The sequence below is a fragment of the Pseudomonas sp. lyk4-R2A-10 genome (assembly GCF_030209075.1).
Classification (GTDB): Bacteria; Pseudomonadota; Gammaproteobacteria; order Pseudomonadales; family Pseudomonadaceae; genus Aquipseudomonas; species Aquipseudomonas glycinae.
Genome location: NZ_JARVSR010000002.1, coordinates 122,353 through 142,117 on the forward strand (window position 1 = coordinate 122,353; position 19,765 = coordinate 142,117).

19 protein-coding genes are annotated in these 19,765 nt (G+C 59.1%); all 19 read left to right on the forward strand.

Features of this window, described 5'->3' with window-relative positions; genetic code table 11:
- The first annotated feature begins 235 nt into the window (after positions 1-235).
- Positions 236-2,134 (forward strand): tRNA uridine-5-carboxymethylaminomethyl(34) synthesis enzyme MnmG, encoded by a 1,899-nt coding sequence (gene mnmG / locus QRN46_RS02810; protein ID WP_011336722.1) that lies wholly within the window; start codon positions 236-238, stop codon positions 2,132-2,134.
- A complete protein-coding gene (rsmG, locus tag QRN46_RS02815; protein ID WP_201819684.1) occupies positions 2,131-2,775 on the forward strand; it encodes a 16S rRNA (guanine(527)-N(7))-methyltransferase RsmG in 645 nt (214 codons plus the stop codon). Before mnmG ends, rsmG begins: the two co-directional genes overlap by 4 nt.
- Before the next feature lie 18 nt (positions 2,776-2,793).
- The gene (locus QRN46_RS02820) at positions 2,794-3,591 is read left to right on the forward strand and encodes a ParA family protein (RefSeq protein ID WP_007954142.1); all 798 of its coding nucleotides are present in this window, start codon (positions 2,794-2,796) and stop codon (positions 3,589-3,591) included.
- 9 nt (positions 3,592-3,600) lie between these two features.
- On the forward strand, positions 3,601-4,473 hold the full coding sequence (locus tag QRN46_RS02825; RefSeq protein ID WP_011336720.1) for a ParB/RepB/Spo0J family partition protein: 873 nt from the start codon (positions 3,601-3,603) through the stop codon (positions 4,471-4,473).
- Positions 4,474-4,621: 148 nt separating this feature from the next.
- The gene (locus QRN46_RS02830; RefSeq protein WP_201819687.1) at positions 4,622-5,029 is read left to right on the forward strand and encodes a F0F1 ATP synthase subunit I; all 408 of its coding nucleotides are present in this window, start codon (positions 4,622-4,624) and stop codon (positions 5,027-5,029) included.
- A 16-nt stretch (positions 5,030-5,045) separates the two neighbouring features.
- Positions 5,046-5,915, forward strand: a complete 870-nt coding sequence (gene atpB, locus QRN46_RS02835; RefSeq protein WP_007954148.1) for a F0F1 ATP synthase subunit A — start codon at positions 5,046-5,048, stop codon at positions 5,913-5,915.
- A gap of 134 nt (positions 5,916-6,049) precedes the next feature.
- Positions 6,050-6,307: a F0F1 ATP synthase subunit C gene (atpE, locus tag QRN46_RS02840; RefSeq protein ID WP_003097235.1), complete on the forward strand. Its 258-nt coding sequence runs from the start codon at positions 6,050-6,052 to the stop codon at positions 6,305-6,307.
- 57 nt (positions 6,308-6,364) lie between these two features.
- Positions 6,365-6,835, forward strand: a complete 471-nt coding sequence (locus tag QRN46_RS02845; protein WP_011336718.1) for a F0F1 ATP synthase subunit B — start codon at positions 6,365-6,367, stop codon at positions 6,833-6,835.
- 12 nt (positions 6,836-6,847) lie between these two features.
- Positions 6,848-7,384 carry a F0F1 ATP synthase subunit delta gene (locus tag QRN46_RS02850; protein WP_011336717.1) on the forward strand — a complete coding sequence of 179 codons (537 nt, stop codon included), beginning with the start codon at positions 6,848-6,850 and terminating at the stop codon, positions 7,382-7,384.
- Positions 7,385-7,405: 21 nt separating this feature from the next.
- Positions 7,406-8,950, forward strand: coding sequence for a F0F1 ATP synthase subunit alpha (atpA, locus tag QRN46_RS02855; RefSeq protein ID WP_011336716.1), 1,545 nt, complete (start codon positions 7,406-7,408; stop codon positions 8,948-8,950).
- A gap of 50 nt (positions 8,951-9,000) precedes the next feature.
- Entirely contained in the window at positions 9,001-9,861 is an 861-nt protein-coding gene (atpG, locus tag QRN46_RS02860; protein WP_007954161.1) for a F0F1 ATP synthase subunit gamma, read from the forward strand.
- A 27-nt stretch (positions 9,862-9,888) separates the two neighbouring features.
- Positions 9,889-11,265: a F0F1 ATP synthase subunit beta gene (gene atpD / locus QRN46_RS02865; protein WP_007954162.1), complete on the forward strand. Its 1,377-nt coding sequence runs from the start codon at positions 9,889-9,891 to the stop codon at positions 11,263-11,265.
- 45 nt (positions 11,266-11,310) lie between these two features.
- The gene (locus QRN46_RS02870) at positions 11,311-11,736 is read left to right on the forward strand and encodes a F0F1 ATP synthase subunit epsilon (protein ID WP_007954164.1); all 426 of its coding nucleotides are present in this window, start codon (positions 11,311-11,313) and stop codon (positions 11,734-11,736) included.
- 118 nt (positions 11,737-11,854) lie between these two features.
- Entirely contained in the window at positions 11,855-13,222 is a 1,368-nt protein-coding gene (gene glmU, locus QRN46_RS02875) for a bifunctional UDP-N-acetylglucosamine diphosphorylase/glucosamine-1-phosphate N-acetyltransferase GlmU (RefSeq protein ID WP_201819690.1), read from the forward strand.
- Positions 13,223-13,351: 129 nt separating this feature from the next.
- Entirely contained in the window at positions 13,352-14,128 is a 777-nt protein-coding gene (locus tag QRN46_RS02880; protein WP_285354252.1) for a DeoR/GlpR family DNA-binding transcription regulator, read from the forward strand.
- 2 nt (positions 14,129-14,130) lie between these two features.
- On the forward strand, positions 14,131-15,963 hold the full coding sequence (gene glmS / locus QRN46_RS02885; RefSeq protein ID WP_011336713.1) for a glutamine--fructose-6-phosphate transaminase (isomerizing): 1,833 nt from the start codon (positions 14,131-14,133) through the stop codon (positions 15,961-15,963).
- Between the two features lie 71 nt (positions 15,964-16,034).
- Positions 16,035-16,961, forward strand: a complete 927-nt coding sequence (locus tag QRN46_RS02890; protein WP_285354253.1) for a LysR family transcriptional regulator — start codon at positions 16,035-16,037, stop codon at positions 16,959-16,961.
- Between the two features lie 104 nt (positions 16,962-17,065).
- Positions 17,066-17,692, forward strand: coding sequence for a glutathione S-transferase family protein (locus QRN46_RS02895; protein ID WP_041475473.1), 627 nt, complete (start codon positions 17,066-17,068; stop codon positions 17,690-17,692).
- Between the two features lie 38 nt (positions 17,693-17,730).
- Positions 17,731-19,761, forward strand: a complete 2,031-nt coding sequence (locus QRN46_RS02900; protein ID WP_285354254.1) for a 2Fe-2S iron-sulfur cluster-binding protein — start codon at positions 17,731-17,733, stop codon at positions 19,759-19,761.
- The last annotated feature ends 4 nt before the right edge of the window (positions 19,762-19,765 follow it).

The following is a 19,765-nucleotide window of genomic DNA, read 5'->3' on the forward strand; positions in this document are numbered from 1 at the left end:
AGGTCTGTAGAAATCTATCCACAGAAAGCATGGGCAGTAAGAATAAGCTTTAAAACAAAGGTTTTATAAATTTCTCTCTTTTTTATTCTTTTAATCGCGAGTTATCCACAGCTGGTTAAATTTTGTGCAAAGGGTTCTTTAGGAAGGGCGAAGTCCCTATACTTGCCGACCAGGTCCAGAAACCTGATCTCAAACTATTCCTGAATGACCTACTTAAGCAGGCACGAGGTGCGTGGTGGATTTCCCTTCCCGTTTTGAAGTGATCGTCATCGGCGGCGGTCATGCCGGTACCGAGGCAGCACTGGCCTCAGCACGTATGGGTGCAAAAACCCTTTTGCTGACGCACAACGTGGAAACCCTCGGTGCCATGAGCTGCAACCCGGCCATCGGCGGCATTGGCAAAAGCCATCTGGTCAAGGAAATCGATGCCCTCGGCGGCGCGATGGCCATGGCCACCGATCTGGGCGGTATCCAGTTTCGCGTATTGAACAGCCGCAAAGGCCCGGCCGTACGTGCAACCCGTGCGCAAGCCGACCGTATTCTTTACAAGGCCGCTGTCCGCGAAATTCTGGAAAACCAGCCGAACCTGTGGATATTTCAACAAGCCGCTGACGACCTGATCGTCGAGCAGGAACAAGTACGCGGTGTTGTCACCCAAATGGGTCTGCGTTTCTTCGCGGATTCCGTGGTGTTGACCACCGGTACGTTCCTGGGCGGACTTATCCACATCGGTTTGCAGAATTTTTCCGGCGGTCGTGCCGGAGATCCACCGTCGATCGCCCTGGCGCATCGTCTGCGCGAACTGCCGCTGCGCGTAGGTCGCCTGAAAACCGGTACGCCACCGCGTATCGACGGCAAGTCTGTGGATTTCTCGGTGATGACCGAGCAACCAGGCGATACGCCGATCCCGGTGATGTCGTTCATGGGCAACAAGGAACAGCATCCACGGCAAGTCAGTTGCTGGATCACCCACACCAACGCGCGCACCCACGAAATCATTGCCGCGAACCTCGACCGTTCGCCGATGTATTCCGCTGCAGGCGAAATCGAAGGCATCGGCCCGCGTTATTGCCCGTCGATCGAAGACAAGATCCACCGCTTTGCCGACAAGGAAAGCCATCAGGTGTTCATCGAGCCGGAAGGCCTGACCACCCATGAGTTGTATCCGAACGGGATATCCACAAGCCTGCCGTTCGACGTGCAATTGCAGATCGTGCAATCGATCCGCGGCATGGAAAACGCACACATCGTGCGTCCGGGTTATGCGATCGAGTACGACTACTTCGATCCGCGCGACCTGAAGTACAGCCTGGAAACCAAAGTCATCGGCGGTCTGTTCTTCGCTGGCCAGATCAACGGCACCACCGGTTACGAAGAAGCCGGTGCTCAGGGGTTGCTGGCTGGCGCGAACGCTGCACTGCGTGCGAAAGGCAAAGAAGCCTGGTGCCCGCGTCGCGATGAAGCGTACATCGGGGTATTGGTCGACGACCTGATCACCCTCGGTACCCAAGAGCCGTACCGCATGTTCACTTCCCGCGCCGAGTACCGCCTGATCCTGCGTGAGGACAATGCGGACCTGCGTCTGACCGAAAAAGGTCGCGAACTGGGTCTGGTCGATGATGCGCGCTGGGCGGCGTTCTGCAAGAAACGTGAAAGCATCGAACTCGAAGAGCAGCGCCTGAAAAGCACCTGGGTTCGCCCGGGCACTCAGCAGGGCGATGCGATTGCCGAGAAGTTCGGCACGCCGCTGACTCACGAATACAACTTGCTCAATCTCTTGAGCCGTCCGGAAATCGACTACGCTGGTCTGGTCGAAGTGACCGGACTGGGCGCCGAAGATCCACAGGTGGCCGAACAGGTCGAGATCAAGACCAAATACGCCGGTTACATCGACCGTCAACAGGACGAAATCGCCCGTCTGCGCGCCAGCGAAGACACGAAACTGCCTGTGGATATCGATTACACCAACATTTCCGGTCTCTCCAAGGAGATCCAGAGCAAGCTGGGCGCCACGCGTCCCGAGACGCTTGGCCAGGCTTCGCGGATCCCCGGCGTGACCCCGGCAGCGATTTCGCTGTTGATGATTCACTTGAAAAAACGCGGCGCGGGCCGTCAGTTGGAGCAAAGCGCTTGAGTTCTAAGGTCACCTCGCAACACGCCGAAGAGTTATCCACAGGAGCCCGCACGCTCGGTGTCAATCTCACTGAAACCCAGCACGAATTGCTGCTGGGTTATCTGGCCCTGTTGATCAAATGGAACCAGGCCTACAACCTGACCGCCGTTCGCGATCCGGACGAAATGGTGTCCCGTCACTTGCTCGATAGCCTCAGCGTGATGTCGTTCATCGAAAACGGCCGCTGGCTGGATGTCGGCAGCGGCGGCGGCATGCCAGGGATCCCTCTGGCGATCCTGTATCCAGACTCGCAAGTGACCTGCCTGGACAGCAACGGCAAGAAAACCCGCTTCCTGACCCAGGTCAAACTCGAACTCAAACTGGATAACCTGCAAGTTATCCACAGTCGCGTCGAAGCGTTTCAGCCTGCACAGCCGTTCAACGGGATCATTTCCCGGGCGTTCAGCAGCATGGAGAACTTCACCAACTGGACTCGCCACCTCGGCGACGCCGATACGCGCTGGCTGGCAATGAAGGGCGTTCATCCGGCCGATGAGCTGGTAGCATTGCCGGCAGACTTCAAACTCGATAGCGAACACGCCCTGGCCGTACCCGGTTGCCAAGGCCAACGCCATCTGCTGATACTGCGCCGCACGGCATGATTGGGAACACAAGCAAGAATGGCTAAGGTATTCGCGATAGCGAACCAGAAGGGTGGTGTGGGCAAGACCACCACCTGTATCAACCTCGCAGCATCCCTGGTCGCGACCAAGCGCCGGGTGCTGTTGATCGATCTTGATCCACAGGGCAACGCCACCATGGGTAGCGGTGTGGATAAACATGGCCTGGAAAACTCGGTCTACGACCTCCTGATCGGCGAATGCGATCTGGCCCAGGCCATGCATTATTCGGAACACGGCGGTTATCAACTGCTCCCGGCCAACCGCGACCTGACGGCGGCCGAAGTGGTGTTGCTGGAAATGCAGATGAAGGAAAGCCGTCTGCGCAGCGCGCTGGCGCCGATTCGTGAAAACTACGATTACATCCTGATCGACTGCCCGCCGTCGCTGTCGATGCTCACACTGAACGCACTCGTCGCCGCTGACGGGGTCATTATCCCCATGCAGTGCGAGTACTTTGCGCTCGAAGGTCTGAGCGACCTTGTGGATAACATCAAGCGCATCGCCGAACTGCTGAACCCGAACCTGAAAGTCGAAGGCCTGCTGCGGACCATGTACGACCCGCGCCTGAGTCTGATGAACGACGTCTCGGCCCAGCTCAAGGAACACTTTGGCGATCAGCTGTACGACACGGTGATCCCGCGCAACATCCGTCTGGCTGAAGCCCCGAGCTACGGCATGCCGGCGCTGGCCTACGACAAGCAATCGCGTGGCGCGCTGGCCTATCTGGCCCTGGCGGGCGAGATGGTTCGCCGTCAGCGCAAAAATTCACGCATCGCCGCCGCTCAGCCAACTTAAGGAATCCCCATGGCCGTCAAGAAACGAGGTCTCGGACGAGGACTGGATGCACTGCTGAGCGGTCCGACTGTCAGCTCGCTGGAAGAACAAGCGGCGCAGGCCGACAGCCGTGAGTTGCAGCACCTGCCGCTGGACCTGCTGCAGCGCGGCAAGTATCAGCCACGCCGGGACATGGATCCGCAGGCGCTGGAAGAGCTGGCGCAGTCGATCAAGGCCCAGGGCGTAATGCAGCCGATCGTGGTTCGCCCGATTGGTGGTGGTCGTTTTGAAATCATTGCCGGCGAACGTCGCTGGCGCGCCAGTCAGCAGGCCGGCCAGGAAACCATTCCTGCGATGGTCCGCGACGTGCCGGATGAAACGGCGATCGCCATTGCGCTGATCGAGAACATCCAGCGCGAAGACCTGAACCCGATTGAAGAAGCGGTGGCCCTGCAGCGCCTGCAGCAGGAATTCCAGCTTACTCAACAACAGGTTGCCGAGGCTGTGGGTAAGTCCCGCGTCACCGTGGCCAACCTGTTGCGCCTGATTGCGCTGCCGGAAGTGATCAAGACCATGTTGTCCCACGGCGACCTGGAGATGGGTCATGCCCGTGCATTGCTCGGTCTGCCGGACAATCAGCAGGTGGAAGGGGCGCGACATGTTGTCGCACGCGGTCTCACCGTGCGCCAAACTGAGGCACTGGTTCGCCAATGGTTGAGTGGCAAACCGGAGCCGGTAGAGCCTGCCAAACCTGACCCGGATATCGCCCGCCTCGAACAGCGTCTGGCCGAGCGCCTAGGCTCTGCGGTGCAGATCCGCCACGGCAAGAAGGGAAAGGGTCAGTTGGTGATCGGTTACAACTCCCTCGACGAGCTTCAAGGTGTGCTCGCACACATCCGCTGAAACAATTCCTCTTGTAGCGCGCAGTCGGAAATCACTACCTGACAGTTGAATAGGGGCAGAACCGCCCCTATACTCTGCGCGCATTTTGTCGGCACAAATTATGCCAAGTTATTGAATTTCGGCAGCCGACCATTGGAGAGCAATAGTGATGGAAACCCGCAAGCCAAACCGCCTGCCGTTCCATCGCCTGGCGGTTTTTCCGGTGTTGATGGCTCAATTTGTCATTTTGCTCATTGGCGCTTTGGCGCTCTGGCAATGGCACGGAGTCGTTGCCGGATACTCGGGACTTTGCGGAGGCCTGATAGCCTTGCTGCCCAATGTTTATTTCGCTCACAAGGCATTTCGGTTTTCCGGCGCCCGAGCAGCCCAGTCCATCGTCCGGTCTTTCTATGCCGGCGAGGCAGGCAAACTGATTTTGACGGCAGTGCTGTTTGCACTGGTGTTTGCAGGTGTGAAGCCACTGGCGCCGATCGCTGTATTCGGCGCCTTCGTGCTGACTCAGTCGGTCAGCTGGTTCGCTCCCCTGCTGATGAGAACAAGACTTTCGAGACCTTAGGGCGTTTGAGGCAACCATGGCAGAAACAACCGCTTCGGGCTATATCCAGCACCACTTGCAGAACCTGACCTTCGGTCAGCTACCCAACGGCGGCTGGGGCTTTGCCCACACCGCAGCAGAAGCCAAGGAAATGGGCTTCTGGGCTTTCCACGTCGATACTCTCGGCTGGTCGGTCGCGCTGGGTCTGATCTTCGTTCTTCTTTTCCGCATGGCGGCCAAGAAGGCGACTTCCGGTCAGCCGGGTGCACTGCAGAACTTCGTTGAAGTCCTGGTCGAATTCGTCGATGGCAGCGTGAAAGACAGCTTCCATGGCCGTAGCCCGGTGATCGCACCGCTGGCACTGACCATCTTCGTCTGGGTGTTTCTGATGAACGCCGTCGATCTGGTACCGGTCGACTGGATTCCTCAGCTGGCCATCCTGATCTCCGGCGATCACCACATCCCGTTCCGCGCCGTGTCGACTACCGACCCGAACGCGACCCTGGGCATGGCGTTCTCGGTTTTCGCACTGATCATTTTCTATAGCATCAAGGTCAAGGGCCTCGGCGGCTTCATCGGCGAGCTGACCCTGCACCCGTTCGGCAGCAAGAACATCTTCGTTCAGGCTCTGCTGATCCCGGTGAACTTCCTGCTGGAATTCGTGACCCTGATCGCCAAACCGATCTCTCTGGCTCTGCGTCTGTTCGGCAACATGTATGCCGGCGAGCTGGTGTTCATCCTGATCGCTGTGATGTTCGGCAGCGGCCTGCTCTGGCTGAGCGGCCTGGGTGTTGTCCTGCAGTGGGCGTGGGCTGTGTTCCACATCCTGATCATCACCCTGCAGGCGTTCATCTTCATGATGCTGACCATCGTTTACCTGTCGATGGCGCACGAAGAAAACCATTAAGACCAGTCTCGACTAGTCTGATGTCCTTCCCGGTCAAACGGGAAGGGGCTCCTCACGGGGCACCATGAAACGATTTGTTTTACCGCTTTAATCTAAAAAACCTAAACCATACGACGTAAAAGTCGGGAGGAAAGATGGAAACTGTAGTTGGTCTAACCGCTATCGCTGTTGCACTGTTGATCGGCCTGGGCGCACTGGGTACCGCAATTGGTTTCGGCCTGCTGGGCGGCAAGTTCCTGGAAGGCGCAGCGCGTCAGCCAGAAATGGTTCCAATGCTGCAAGTTAAAATGTTCATCGTTGCCGGTCTGCTCGACGCCGTAACCATGATCGGTGTTGGTATCGCTCTGTTCTTCACCTTTGCGAACCCGTTCGTTGGTCAGATCGCTGGCTAATCATTCGGATCTCCGAGTGATTTGGTGTGATGGACAACGTAACTGCGAGGTGTTGGCGTGAACATTAATGCGACCCTGATTGGCCAGTCCGTTGCGTTCCTGATTTTTGTACTGTTCTGCATGAAGTTCGTATGGCCTCCGGTCATCGCAGCTCTGCACGAACGTCAAAAGAAGATCGCTGATGGTCTGGACGCTGCCAGCCGTGCAGCTCGCGACCTGGAGTTGGCCCAAGAAAAAGCGGGTCAGCAACTGCGCGAAGCGAAAGCTCAGGCAGCTGAAATCATCGAGCAAGCCAAGAAACGCGGTAACCAGATTGTCGAAGAGGCCGTTGAAAAGGCCCGCATCGACGCTGACCGTGTGAAGGTTCAGGCTCAAGCCGAGATCGAACAGGAACTGAACAGCGTCAAAGACAAGCTGCGCGCCCAAGTGGGCTTGCTGGCTGTCGGCGGCGCCGAGAAGATCCTGGGTGCCACAATCGATCAAAACGCGCACGCAGAGCTGGTTAACCAACTGGCTGCTGAAATCTAAGCGAGGGCGATCATGGCAGAACTGACCACGTTGGCCCGACCTTACGCTAAGGCGGCCTTCGAGCACGCTCAGGCCCACCAGCAACTGGCCAATTGGTCAGCCATGCTCGGCCTGGCAGCAGCGGTGTCGCAAGACGACACCATGCAGCGCGTGCTCAAGGCCCCGCGACTGACGAGCGCAGAAAAGGCCGCCACGTTCATTGACGTGTGCGGCGACAAGTTTGATGCCAAGGCACAGAACTTCATCAATGTCGTTGCCGAAAACGACCGTCTCCCGCTTCTGCCGGAGATCGCCGCTCTGTTTGACCTGTACAAGGCCGAGCAAGAGAAATCGGTAGACGTTGAAGTGACCAGTGCTTTTGCATTGAACCAAGAACAGCAAGACAAACTCGCCAAGGTTCTCAGTGCACGACTCAACCGGGAAGTGCGCCTGCAAGTCGAGGAAGACAGCTCCCTTATCGGGGGGGTGGTCATCCGCGCCGGCGACCTGGTTATCGATGGCTCGATTCGCGGCAAAATCGCGAAACTTGCCGAAGCATTGAAATCTTGAGTTTGAAGGGGCAGCAGAGCAATGCAGCAACTCAATCCTTCCGAAATAAGTGAAATTATCAAGGGCCGCATCGAAAAGCTCGATGTGACCTCCCAAGCCCGTAACGAAGGCACTGTCGTCAGCGTATCTGACGGTATCGTGCGGATTCACGGTCTGGCCGACGTCATGTACGGCGAGATGATCGAGTTTCCGGGCGGCGTCTACGGTATGGCCCTCAACCTGGAGCAAGACTCCGTAGGTGCCGTTGTACTGGGCGCATACACGACTCTGGCTGAAGGCATGAGCGCCAAGTGCACCGGCCGCATCCTCGAAGTTCCGGTTGGTAAGGAACTGCTGGGTCGCGTTGTCGACGCACTGGGTAACCCTGTTGACGGCAAAGGTCCACTGGGCAACACCGAGACCGACGCGGTCGAGAAAGTTGCTCCGGGCGTGATCTGGCGTAAGTCGGTAGACCAGCCTGTACAGACTGGCTACAAGGCTGTCGATGCCATGATCCCTGTCGGCCGTGGCCAGCGTGAGCTGATCATCGGTGACCGTCAGATCGGTAAAACCGCTCTGGCGATCGACGCGATCATCAACCAGAAAGACAGCGGCATTTTCTGCGTCTACGTGGCAATCGGTCAGAAGCAATCGACCATCGCCAACGTGGTTCGCAAGCTGGAAGAAAACGGTGCACTGGCTAACACCATCATCGTTGCAGCGAGCGCTTCGGAATCTGCAGCACTGCAATTCCTGGCTCCGTACTCCGGTTGCACCATGGGTGAATTCTTCCGCGACCGCGGTGAAGACGCGCTGATCGTTTATGACGATCTGTCCAAGCAAGCAGTGGCTTACCGCCAGATTTCCCTGCTGCTGCGCCGTCCACCAGGCCGTGAAGCTTACCCAGGCGACGTGTTCTATCTCCACTCCCGTCTGCTGGAGCGCGCATCCCGCGTTTCCGAAGAGTACGTAGAGAAGTTCACCAACGGCGCAGTGACCGGCAAAACCGGTTCCCTGACCGCACTGCCGATCATCGAAACCCAGGCTGGCGACGTTTCCGCGTTCGTTCCGACCAACGTGATTTCCATCACCGACGGTCAGATCTTTCTGGAATCGGCCATGTTCAACTCGGGCATCCGCCCTGCAGTGAACGCCGGTGTTTCGGTATCCCGTGTGGGTGGTGCCGCTCAGACCAAGATCATCAAGAAGCTGTCCGGTGGTATCCGTACCGCTCTGGCTCAGTACCGTGAACTGGCGGCATTCGCCCAGTTCGCTTCTGACCTGGACGAAGCGACCCGCAAGCAACTTGAGCATGGTCAGCGCGTTACCGAGCTGATGAAGCAGAAGCAATACGCGCCAATGTCGATCGCCGACATGTCGCTGTCGCTGTATGCCGCTGAGCGTGGGTTCCTGACCGACATCGAAATCACCAAGATCGGCAGCTTCGAACAAGCGCTGATCGCTTTCTTCAACCGCGATCACGCCGATTTGATGGCCAAGATCAACGTTAAAGGTGACTTCAATGACGAAATCGACGCTGGCCTGAAGGCTGGTATCGAGAAGTTCAAGGCCACCCAAACCTGGTAAGCCGCAGCGGGAGCCGCAAGGCTCCCGCTTGCTAACCTGATAGGTGTTACATGGCAGGCGCAAAAGAGATTCGCAGTAAGATTGCGAGCATCAAAAGCACGCAAAAAATTACCAGCGCCATGGAAAAAGTGGCGGTCAGCAAAATGCGCAAGGCACAAATGCGCATGGCTGCTAGCCGTCCTTATGCGGAGCGTATCCGCCAGGTAATTGGGCATCTGGCCAACGCCAACCCGGAATACCGCCACCCGTTCATGATCGATCGCGAAGTAAAGCGCGTCGGTTATGTCGTAGTGAGCAGTGACCGTGGTCTGTGCGGCGGCTTGAACACCAACCTGTTCAAGGCCCTGGTCAAGGACATGGCGGTAAACCGCGAAAACGGCGTCGAGATCGATCTGTGTGTCGTTGGTAGCAAGGGTGCGGCCTTTTTCCGCAACTTCGGCGGTAACGTCGTTGCAGCTATCAGCCACCTGGGTGAAGAGCCGTCGATCAATGATCTGATCGGCAGCGTCAAGGTGATGCTGGATGCCTATCTGGACGGCCGTATTGACCGCCTGTCCGTGGTATCCAACAAGTTCATCAACACCATGACGCAACAGCCTACCGTGGAGCAGTTGATTCCACTGGTGGCGACCCCGGATCAAGAACTCAAGCACCACTGGGACTACCTCTACGAACCAGACGCCAAAGAGCTGCTTGACGGCTTGATGGTGCGTTACGTGGAGTCGCAGGTGTACCAGGCGGTGGTCGAGAACAACGCGGCTGAACAGGCTGCGCGGATGATCGCGATGAAGAACGCTACCGACAACGCCGGTGATTTGATCAGCGATTTGCAGCTGATCTACAACAAGGCGCGTCAGGCTGCGATCACCCAAGAGATCTCGGAAATCGTCGGCGGCGCTGCCGCGGTTTAACGGTTCAAATATTCAGAGGATCCAGCTATGAGTAGCGGACGTATCGTTCAAATCATCGGCGCCGTTATCGACGTGGAATTTCCACGCGACAGCGTACCGAGCATCTACGACGCCTTGAAGGTTCAAGGCGCCGAAACCACTCTGGAAGTTCAGCAGCAGCTGGGCGACGGCGTGGTTCGTACCATTGCGATGGGCTCCACCGAAGGCTTGAAGCGCGGTCTGGACGTCAACAACACTGGCGCAGCCATCTCCGTACCGGTCGGTAAAGCGACTCTGGGCCGGATCATGGACGTACTGGGCAACCCGATCGACGAAGCTGGCCCGATCGGCGAAGAAGAGCGCTGGGGTATCCACCGCGCCGCTCCTTCCTTCGCTGAACAAGCCGGTGGCAACGAGCTGCTGGAAACAGGCATCAAGGTTATCGACCTGGTTTGCCCGTTCGCCAAGGGCGGTAAAGTCGGTCTGTTCGGTGGTGCCGGTGTAGGCAAGACCGTAAACATGATGGAACTGATCCGTAACATCGCCATCGAGCACAGCGGTTATTCCGTGTTCGCCGGTGTGGGTGAGCGTACTCGTGAGGGTAACGACTTCTACCACGAGATGAAGGACTCCAACGTTCTCGACAAGGTAGCCCTGGTCTACGGTCAGATGAACGAGCCACCGGGAAACCGTCTGCGCGTAGCGCTGACCGGTCTGACCATGGCCGAGAAGTTCCGTGACGAAGGTAACGACGTTCTGCTGTTCGTCGACAACATCTATCGTTACACCCTGGCCGGTACCGAAGTATCCGCACTGCTGGGCCGTATGCCTTCGGCAGTAGGTTACCAGCCGACCCTGGCTGAAGAGATGGGCGTGCTGCAAGAGCGCATCACTTCGACCAAGCAAGGTTCGATTACTTCGATCCAGGCCGTATACGTACCAGCGGACGACTTGACTGACCCGTCGCCAGCGACCACGTTTGCTCACCTGGACGCCACCGTCGTTCTGTCCCGTGACATCGCTTCTCTGGGTATCTACCCGGCGGTAGACCCACTGGACTCGACTTCGCGTCAGCTGGACCCGAACGTGATCGGCAACGATCACTACGAGACCGCTCGTGGTGTTCAGTACGTGCTGCAGCGTTACAAAGAGCTGAAGGACATCATCGCGATCCTGGGTATGGACGAGCTGTCGGAAGCCGACAAGCAGTTGGTAAACCGTGCTCGTAAGATCCAGCGCTTCTTGTCGCAGCCGTTCTTCGTGGCTGAAGTCTTCACCGGTGCTTCGGGTAAATACGTTTCCCTGAAAGACACCATTGCTGGCTTCAAAGGCATCCTCAACGGTGACTACGACCACCTGCCAGAACAAGCGTTCTACATGGTCGGCGGCATCGAAGAAGCGATCGAGAAAGCCAAGAAACTGTAATCCAGGCGCCCGGCAACGGGCGCTAATTTAGGTTGAGGCAATCAGATGGCTATGACAGTCCATTGCGACATCGTCAGCGCGGAAGGAGAAATCTTTTCCGGCCTGGTCGAGATGGTGATTGCGCACGGTGCTCTGGGTGATCTTGGTATCGCTCTGGGCCACGCGCCGCTGATCACTAATCTGAAGCCAGGTCCGATCCGCCTGATCAAGCAAGGCGGGGAAGCCGAGGTGTTCTACATCTCCGGTGGTTTCCTCGAGGTTCAGCCGAACATGGTCAAGGTGCTTGCCGATACCGTGCAACGTGCCGCCGACCTGGATGAAGCTCAGGCTCAAGCAGCTCTCAAGGCTGCCGAAGCTGCTCTGCATGAGAAGAGCGCAGATTTCGACTACGGAGCTGCGTCCGCACGTCTGGCCGAGGCTGCAGCTCAGCTGCGCACCGTCCAGCAGATCCGCAAGAAGTTTGGCGGTTAATCCGTCAGCCACTTGTTGTGCGATTGATAAAAAAGGGTAGCCTCGGCTACCCTTTTTTCTTTTCAGAATTCTACAAACCCGGTCGCAGTTGCTGACCACCCAGGATTGGTAGCCAGTCATGTCTCTTGAAATCGTTATCCTCGCGGCCGGTCAAGGCACCCGCATGCGTTCCGCGCTGCCAAAAGTGCTGCACCCGATTGCCGGCGATTCCATGCTTGGCCATGTTATCCACAGCGCCCGTCAACTTGATCCACAGCGCATTCATGTCGTCATCGGTCACGGCGCTGATGTGGTACGCGAGCGTCTGGCCGCTGACGATCTGAATTTCGTGCTGCAGGACAAGCAACTGGGCACTGGCCACGCCACCGCCCAGGCTGTTCCGTTCATCACCGCCGATACCGTACTGATTCTCTACGGCGATGTGCCGTTGATCGAAGTCGAGACCCTGCAGCGTCTGCTCATGCACGTTGTACCCGGGCAGATGGGTTTGCTCACCGTCGAGCTGGACGACCCGACCGGTTATGGTCGCATCGTGCGCGATGCCGATGGCAAGGTCGCCGCGATCGTCGAACACAAGGACGCCAGCGAAGCACAGCGGGCGATCACTGAAGGCAACACCGGCATCCTGGCGGTGCCGGCCAATCGCCTGGCGGACTGGATGAGTCGCCTGTCGAACAACAACGCGCAGGGCGAGTATTACCTGACCGACGTGATCGAGATGGCAGTCAGCGACGGCCTGACGGTCGCCACCGAACAACCTCACGACCCGATGGAAGTGCAGGGCGCCAACGATCGCAAACAACTGTCCGAGCTGGAGCGTCATTACCAGTTGCGCGCCGGTCGTCGACTGATGGCTCAGGGTGTCACCCTGCGCGACCCGGCCCGATTCGATGTACGTGGCGAAGTGACCGTGGGTCGCGATGTCCTGATCGACATCAACGTGATTCTCGAAGGCAAGGTCGTCATTGAGGACGACGTAGTCATCGGCCCGAACTGCGTGATCAAGGACAGCACCCTGCGCAAAGGCGTGGTGATCAAGGCCAACAGCCACATCGAAGGTGCGGTGTTGGGCGAAGGCAGCGATGCCGGCCCGTTTGCCCGTCTGCGTCCGGGCACTGTGCTGGAGGCCCGCGCCCATGTGGGTAACTTCGTCGAACTGAAAAACGCCCGGATGGGGGAGGGCGCCAAGGCTGGCCACCTGACTTATCTGGGCGATGCGGAGATCGGTGCCCGCACCAACATCGGCGCCGGCACCATCACCTGCAACTACGACGGCGCCAACAAGTGGAAAACCGTGCTGGGTGAGGATGTGTTCATCGGTTCCAACAACTCGCTGGTGGCGCCTGTGGATATCTCTGCCGGTGCAACCACCGCAGCCGGTTCAACCATCACCCAGAATGTGGATAACGCGCAATTGGCCGTAGGTCGTGCGCGGCAGAAGAACATCGATGGCTGGAAGCGGCCAGAGAAGATCAAGAAGAGCTGAGTTATCCACAACGCTGGAATCAAAAAAGACCGCCGCCAGCGGTCTTTTTTTATGGGCGTCGGCTTGACGATTTGCAGCTGATAGGTTTTGATTGCTTCCGTTATCTTTCGAATCGAAACTTAGTCAGCCATGTCGAAACGCAACACACCTCAGCGCCGTCACAACATTCTGGCTTTGCTCAATGAGCAGGGCGAGGTGAGTGTGGATGAACTGGCCAAGCGCTTCGAAACTTCCGAAGTTACGATTCGCAAGGATCTCGCTGCCCTGGAAAGTCATGGCCTGCTGCTGCGTCGCTACGGCGGAGCCATCACCATGCCGCAGGAGCTGGTGGCAGACACCAGCCTCAACGTTTCCAAATACAAGCAGGCGATTGCCCGGGCTGCGGTCAAACGCATCCGTGAACACGCCCGCATCATCATCGACAGCGGCAGCACCACCGCCGCCATGATCCCCGAGCTCGGCCAGCAGCCGGGACTGGTGGTGATGACCAACTCCCTGCACGTGGCCAACGCCCTGAGTGAGCTCGAGCACGAGCCTGTGCTGCTGATGACCGGCGGCACCTGGGATCCGCACTCGGAATCCTTTCAGGGCCAGGTCGCCGAGCAGGTACTACGCTCTTACGACTTCGACCAGTTGTTTATCGGTGCCGATGGCATCGACCTGGTACGTGGTACCACCACGTTCAATGAATTGCTCGGCCTGAGCCGGGTGATGGCGGAAGTGGCGCGGGAAGTGATCGTGATGGTCGAAGCCGACAAGATCGGCCGCAAGATTCCCAACCTGGAGCTGCCATGGAGCAGTGTCCATACCCTAATTACCGATGATCGCCTGCCTTTAGATGCACGCGATCAGATTCAGGCTCGCGGTATCAACTTGATTTGCGCGACTGTCAGTCAGGAGAAATAAGCATGTGTGGAATTGTCGGCGCCGTTGCTGAACGTAATATCACCGCCATCCTGCTCGAAGGCCTCAAGCGTCTGGAATACCGGGGCTATGACAGTGCAGGCGTCGCTGTCTTGACCAACGACGGAACCCTCGAGCGCACGCGCCGGGTGGGCAAGGTCAGTGAACTGGATGCTGCGCTGGCCGAGCACCCACTGGTCGGTCGCCTCGGTATTGCCCACACCCGCTGGGCAACCCATGGTGCGCCGAACGAACGTAACGCCCACCCGCATTTCTCCGGCGGCATCGCCGTGGTGCACAACGGCATCATCGAAAACCACGAAGCGCTGCGCGAACAACTCAAGGCGCTGGGTTACGTGTTCACCTCGGACACCGACACCGAAGTCATTGCACACCTGCTCACCCACAAGCTCAAGGATCTGCACGATCTGACCGTTGCCCTCAAGGCCACCGTCAAGGAACTGCACGGTGCTTACGGTCTGGCGGTAATCAACGCGCAGCAGCCGGATCGTCTGGTCGCTGCCCGCAGTGGCAGTCCGCTGGTGATCGGCCTGGGCCTGGGCGAGAACTTCCTCGCCTCCGATCAATTGGCCCTGCGTCAGGTGACCGACCGCTTCATGTACCTGGAAGAGGGCGATATCGCCGAGATTCGCCGTGACAGCGTGCAGATCTGGGACGTGAACGGCCAGGCGGTCGAGCGCCAGACCGTGCAGTACAGCGATGGCGCCGAAGCGGCAGAAAAAGGCGAGTACCGCCACTACATGCTCAAGGAAATCCACGAGCAGCCGGTCGTGGTGCAACGTACCCTCGAAGGTCGCCTGAGCGAGAATCAGGTTCTGGTACAAGCGTTCGGCCCGCAGGCCGCCGAGCTGTTCGTCAAGGTGCGCAACGTGCAGATCGTGGCGTGCGGCACCAGCTATCACGCCGGCATGGTTGCCCGTTACTGGCTCGAAGAGCTGGCCGGGATTCCATGCCAGGTCGAAGTCGCCAGTGAATTCCGCTACCGCAAGGTGGTGGTGCAGCCGGATACCCTGTTCGTCACCATCTCCCAGTCCGGCGAAACCGCCGACACCCTGGCCGCCCTGCGCAACGCGAAGGAACTGGGCTTCCTCGCCAGCCTGGCGATCTGCAACGTCGGCATCAGTTCGCTGGTGCGCGAGTCGGACCTGACCCTGCTGACCCAGGCCGGTCGTGAAATCGGCGTGGCCTCGACCAAAGCCTTCACCACGCAACTGGTGGGTCTGCTGTTGCTGACGCTGTCCCTGGGCCAGGTACGTGGCACGCTGGCCGATGGCGTTGAAGCCAGACTGGTCGAAGAATTGCGCCGTCTGCCAACCCGCCTCGGCGAAGCCCTGGCGATGGACGGCACCGTGGAAAAGATTGCCGAGCTGTTCGCCGAGAAGAACCACACCTTGTTCCTGGGTCGTGGCGCGCAATTCCCGGTGGCGATGGAAGGAGCCTTGAAGCTCAAGGAAATCTCTTACATCCACGCCGAAGCCTACCCGGCCGGCGAACTGAAACACGGCCCGCTGGCGCTTGTGGATAACGACATGCCGGTGGTCACCGTCGCGCCGAACAACGAACTGCTGGAGAAGCTCAAGTCCAACTTGCAGGAAGTCCGTGCCCGCGGCGGCGAACTGATCGTGTTCGCCGACGAAAAAGCCGGGATGACCAACGGCGAAGGCACCCACGTGGTGCAGATGCCGCACATCCACGACATCCTGTCGCCGATTCTCTACACCATTCCGCTGCAACTGCTGTCGTACTACGTCGCTGTGCTCAAGGGCACTGACGTGGATCAGCCGCGTAACCTGGCGAAGTCGGTGACGGTGGAATAAGTTATCCACAGTTGATCACCCCATAAAATCGCAGCTTCGGCTGCGATTTTTTTATCCGGATCGAGGGCACCATGGATCGCTTCCAGGAAATGCAGGTTTTCGCCATCGTCGCCCAGGAGCAGGGCTTCTCCGCTGCCGCGCGGCGCCTGGGTTTGTCGGCAGCCAGCGTAACCCGGGCGGTGGCGGGGCTGGAGCAGCGGATCGGTACGCAGTTGTTGATCCGCACCACTCGTAGTGTGCATTTGAGCGAAGCGGGCCTGCGTTATCTGGAAGACTGTCGGAGAATTCTCGCCGAGGTGCAGGAAGCGGAGGATTCCGCTGCCGGCAGTCATGCCCAGCCCCGCGGGCAGTTGACGGTGACGGCGCCTGTTTTATTCGGTGAACTGTTTGTCACGCCGGTGATGGCGCGTTATCTGACGCAATACCCGGACGTTTCCATCAATGCCCTGTTGCTCGACCGGGTGGTGAGCATGGTCGAGGAGGGCGTCGACGTCGCGGTGCGAATCGGCGAGTTGCCGGACAGCAATCAGCATGCGATCCGGGTCGGTGAGGTGCGGCGGGTGATCTGCGGCTCGCCGGAATACTTCGCGGTCCATGGTCGGCCTGCCCATCCGCAGGCCTTGGCCGGGGCGCCGGTGGTGGCGACGTCGGCCATCGGCCAGCAGCGCAGTTGGCCGTTCATGGAGCACGGTGAACTGATTGGGGTAAAACCGGAGCCGCGTCTGGTGGTCACCGCCAATCAGGCTGCAATCACGGCGGCGTCGCTAGGCCTGGGGCTGACCCGGGTACTGTCTTATCAGGTGGCCAGCAAGGTCGCCTCCGGCGAACTGGAAATCGTCCTCGCCGAGTTCGAACTGCCTGCGCTGCCGATCCACGTGGTGTATCAGGGCGGGCGCAAGGCGCCGGCTCGGGTGCGCAGTTTTGTCGACTTCATGGTGAACGCATTGCGTGAGCATCCCGCCTTGAAAAATGCCGCTTTATTTCATCCAGAGAAATAATGGATTGCATTTGCTGGTGATTCTGTTGTTTTCACGATAGGTGGAAGATGGCTCCCACGGCCGCCGTCCACCCTGAACGGCGCCATCATCCAGCGGAGTCGACCATGCAAGCGATCAAACTCTACAACTTCCCGCGTTCCGGCCACGCCCATCGTGTCGAGCTGATGTTGTCACTGTTGCAACTGCCGACCGAGCTGATCTTTGTCGATCTGGCCAAAGGCGAGCACAAACAGCCCGGCTACCTGGCGATCAACAGCTTCGGGCAAGTACCGGCCATTGATGACAACGGCGTGGTACTGGCCGACTCCAACGCGATTCTCGTCTACCTGGCACAGAAATACGGCAATGGCCGCTGGCTGCCAAGCGATCCGGTCGGCGCCGCGCATGTGCAGCGCTGGTTGTCGGCAGCCGCCGGGCCGATTGCCTTCGGTCCTGCCGCCGCCCGCCTGATCACGGTGTTCGGGGCGAAGTTCAACGCTGAGGAAGTCATCACCCGCGCGCACAATTTTCTCAAGGTGATGGACTTGGAACTGGGCAAAACCCCGTATTTGGCGGGCACTGAGCCGACCATTGCCGATGTCTCGGCCTACAGCTACATCGCCCACGCGCCGGAAGGCAATGTATCGCTGGACGACTACGCTAACGTTCGCGCCTGGCTCTCGCGTATCGAAGCGCTGCCCGGTTTTGTCGGCATGCCGCGCACCGTTGCCGGCCTGCAAACCACCGTCTGACATTCAATCTGCGCCGACGGCGCAGGGGAGAGACCGTGATGGAACGTTCACCGTGGCACGCTGGCGAGCAACAGTTGCAGGCCCATGTCGGCGTTGCCGAGCGCATGGAGGAATTCGGTCGTAAGGTGATTCGCACCTGGATGCCGGATCAACACCGCCAGTTCTATCAGCAATTGCCATTCATGCTGTACGGCGCGGTGGATGCCGAAGGTCGCCCCTGGGCCAGTGTGCTGGAGGGGGAGCCGGGCTTTGCTCACTCTCCCGAGCCGACGCAACTGCAGTTCGCCAGTCTGCCGGCTGCTGATGATCCTGCACAGTTGCACGCCGGCGCCGCGATCGGTCTGCTTGGGATCGAACTGCACACCCGCCGGCGCAATCGGCTCAATGGCCACATCGATCATCTCGACGCGAACGGCTTCGGGCTGACGGTCGATCAGTCGTTCGGCAACTGCCCGCAGTACATTCAGTTGCGCCAGTTTCAGCGAGTGCCGCTGACGGACCCGCAGACCCGCAAAGCCGAACACCGTGACAGCCTTGATGACGCCGCCATTGCGCTGATTGAAAGTGCCGACACCTTCTTCGTAGCCAGTTACGTTGATGTCGACGGTGAGCGTTCAGTCGATGTTTCCCACCGCGGTGGTCAGCCCGGTTTTGTGCGGATCGAAGGCAATCGCCTGACGATTCCGGATTTTGCCGGCAACCTGCACTTCAATACCCTCGGCAATCTGTTGCTCAATCCCTTGGCCGGCTTGCTGTTCATCGACTTTTCCACAGGTGATGTGTTGCAGCTCAGCGGTCGCACCGAGATCATTCTCGAGGCGCCGCAGATCGAGGCCTTCCAGGGCGCCGAACGGTTGTGGACTTTCGAGGTGGAAAAACTGGTCCGGCGTCCTGCGGCACTGGCACTGCGCTGGCGCTTCGACGGGATGTCGCCCACCAGCCTGCTGACCGGTAACTGGGCCCAGGCCGATGCACGATTGCAGGCCAAGGCATTGGGGGACAGCTGGCGGCCATTGCGCGTGGCAAGAGTCGAAATGGAAAGCCGTCACATCCGCTCGATCTACCTGGAGCCGGACGATGGTGCGGGGCTGCCGGTGTTTCTCGCCGGGCAGCATCTGCCGCTGCGGTTCAACCTCGATGGTGAGATGCACATTCGCACCTACAGCCTGTCGGGTGCGCCGTCGGACGATTTCTTCCGGATCAGCGTCAAACGTGAAGGTCGGGTGTCGACGCATCTGCATGAGCAGATTCGTGTGGGCGATGTGCTGGAGGCGCGCTTGCCCCAGGGGCATTTCACGGTCGCGGCGCTGGAGCGTCGTCCACTGGTGCTGTTGGCGGCCGGGGTCGGCATCACGCCGTTGCTGTCGATGCTGCGTGAGGTGGTGTATCAAGGCCTGCGGACACGGCGGATTCGCCCGACCCTGTTTGTTCAGAGTTCCCGCAGCCTCGCCGACCAGCCGTTCCGCGCAGAGGTGGATCGTTTGCTGGAGGATGCCGGTGATGCCGTGAAAGTGTTGCGAGTGCTCAGCCAGCCGGAAGACGATCTGGTCGAAGGAAAAGACTTCGACCTGCGTGGCCGTATCGATGGCGATCTGTTGCGCGATCTGCTGACCGACGAGGACTTCGATCAGGTCGACTTCGTGCTCTGCGGTCCCGGCGGCTTTACCCAAGGCCTCTACGACATCTTGCGCGAACTGGATGTGCGTGACGGGCAGATCCACGCGGAAACCTTTGGTCCTTCGACCCTCAAGCGCCAAGCCGATCCGGACGCGATCGTGATGGAACAACCGCCGGCCGCGACCACGTCAGTACCGGTGGTGTTCGACCGTTCGGCCAAGGAGGCGCGCTGGCAGCCCGACGGCGGCAGTCTGCTGGAGCTGGCGGAAAGCCGCGGCCTGCGGCCGGAATTCAGTTGCCGCGGTGGTTCGTGCGGCACATGCAGGACGCGGCTGATCAGCGGCGCGGTGAATTATCCACAGCCTCCGGCTGAAGTACCGGAGGAAGGGCAGGTGTTGATCTGCTGCGCGGTGCCGGCCCAGAGTGCCCAGCCGCTGGTGCTGGATCTGTAACGGA

Excerpts from the sequence above, each read along its gene's own strand:
- QRN46_RS02820 (WP_007954142.1), top strand. The coding sequence starts at position 2,794 with ATGGCTAAGGTATTCGCGATAGCGAACCAGAAGGGTGGTGTGGGCAAG.
- QRN46_RS02825 (WP_011336720.1), top strand. The coding sequence starts at position 3,601 with ATGGCCGTCAAGAAACGAGGTCTCGGACGAGGACTGGATGCACTGCTG.
- QRN46_RS02830 (WP_201819687.1), top strand. The coding sequence starts at position 4,622 with ATGGAAACCCGCAAGCCAAACCGCCTGCCGTTCCATCGCCTGGCGGTT.
- atpB (WP_007954148.1), top strand. The coding sequence starts at position 5,046 with ATGGCAGAAACAACCGCTTCGGGCTATATCCAGCACCACTTGCAGAAC.
- atpE (WP_003097235.1), top strand. The coding sequence starts at position 6,050 with ATGGAAACTGTAGTTGGTCTAACCGCTATCGCTGTTGCACTGTTGATC.
- QRN46_RS02850 (WP_011336717.1), top strand. The coding sequence starts at position 6,848 with ATGGCAGAACTGACCACGTTGGCCCGACCTTACGCTAAGGCGGCCTTC.
- atpA (WP_011336716.1), top strand. The coding sequence starts at position 7,406 with ATGCAGCAACTCAATCCTTCCGAAATAAGTGAAATTATCAAGGGCCGC.
- atpG (WP_007954161.1), top strand. The coding sequence starts at position 9,001 with ATGGCAGGCGCAAAAGAGATTCGCAGTAAGATTGCGAGCATCAAAAGC.
- atpD (WP_007954162.1), top strand. The coding sequence starts at position 9,889 with ATGAGTAGCGGACGTATCGTTCAAATCATCGGCGCCGTTATCGACGTG.
- QRN46_RS02870 (WP_007954164.1), top strand. The coding sequence starts at position 11,311 with ATGGCTATGACAGTCCATTGCGACATCGTCAGCGCGGAAGGAGAAATC.
- glmU (WP_201819690.1), top strand. The coding sequence starts at position 11,855 with ATGTCTCTTGAAATCGTTATCCTCGCGGCCGGTCAAGGCACCCGCATG.
- QRN46_RS02880 (WP_285354252.1), top strand. The coding sequence starts at position 13,352 with ATGTCGAAACGCAACACACCTCAGCGCCGTCACAACATTCTGGCTTTG.
- glmS (WP_011336713.1), top strand. The coding sequence starts at position 14,131 with ATGTGTGGAATTGTCGGCGCCGTTGCTGAACGTAATATCACCGCCATC.
- QRN46_RS02890 (WP_285354253.1), top strand. The coding sequence starts at position 16,035 with ATGGATCGCTTCCAGGAAATGCAGGTTTTCGCCATCGTCGCCCAGGAG.
- QRN46_RS02895 (WP_041475473.1), top strand. The coding sequence starts at position 17,066 with ATGCAAGCGATCAAACTCTACAACTTCCCGCGTTCCGGCCACGCCCAT.
- QRN46_RS02900 (WP_285354254.1), top strand. The coding sequence starts at position 17,731 with ATGGAACGTTCACCGTGGCACGCTGGCGAGCAACAGTTGCAGGCCCAT.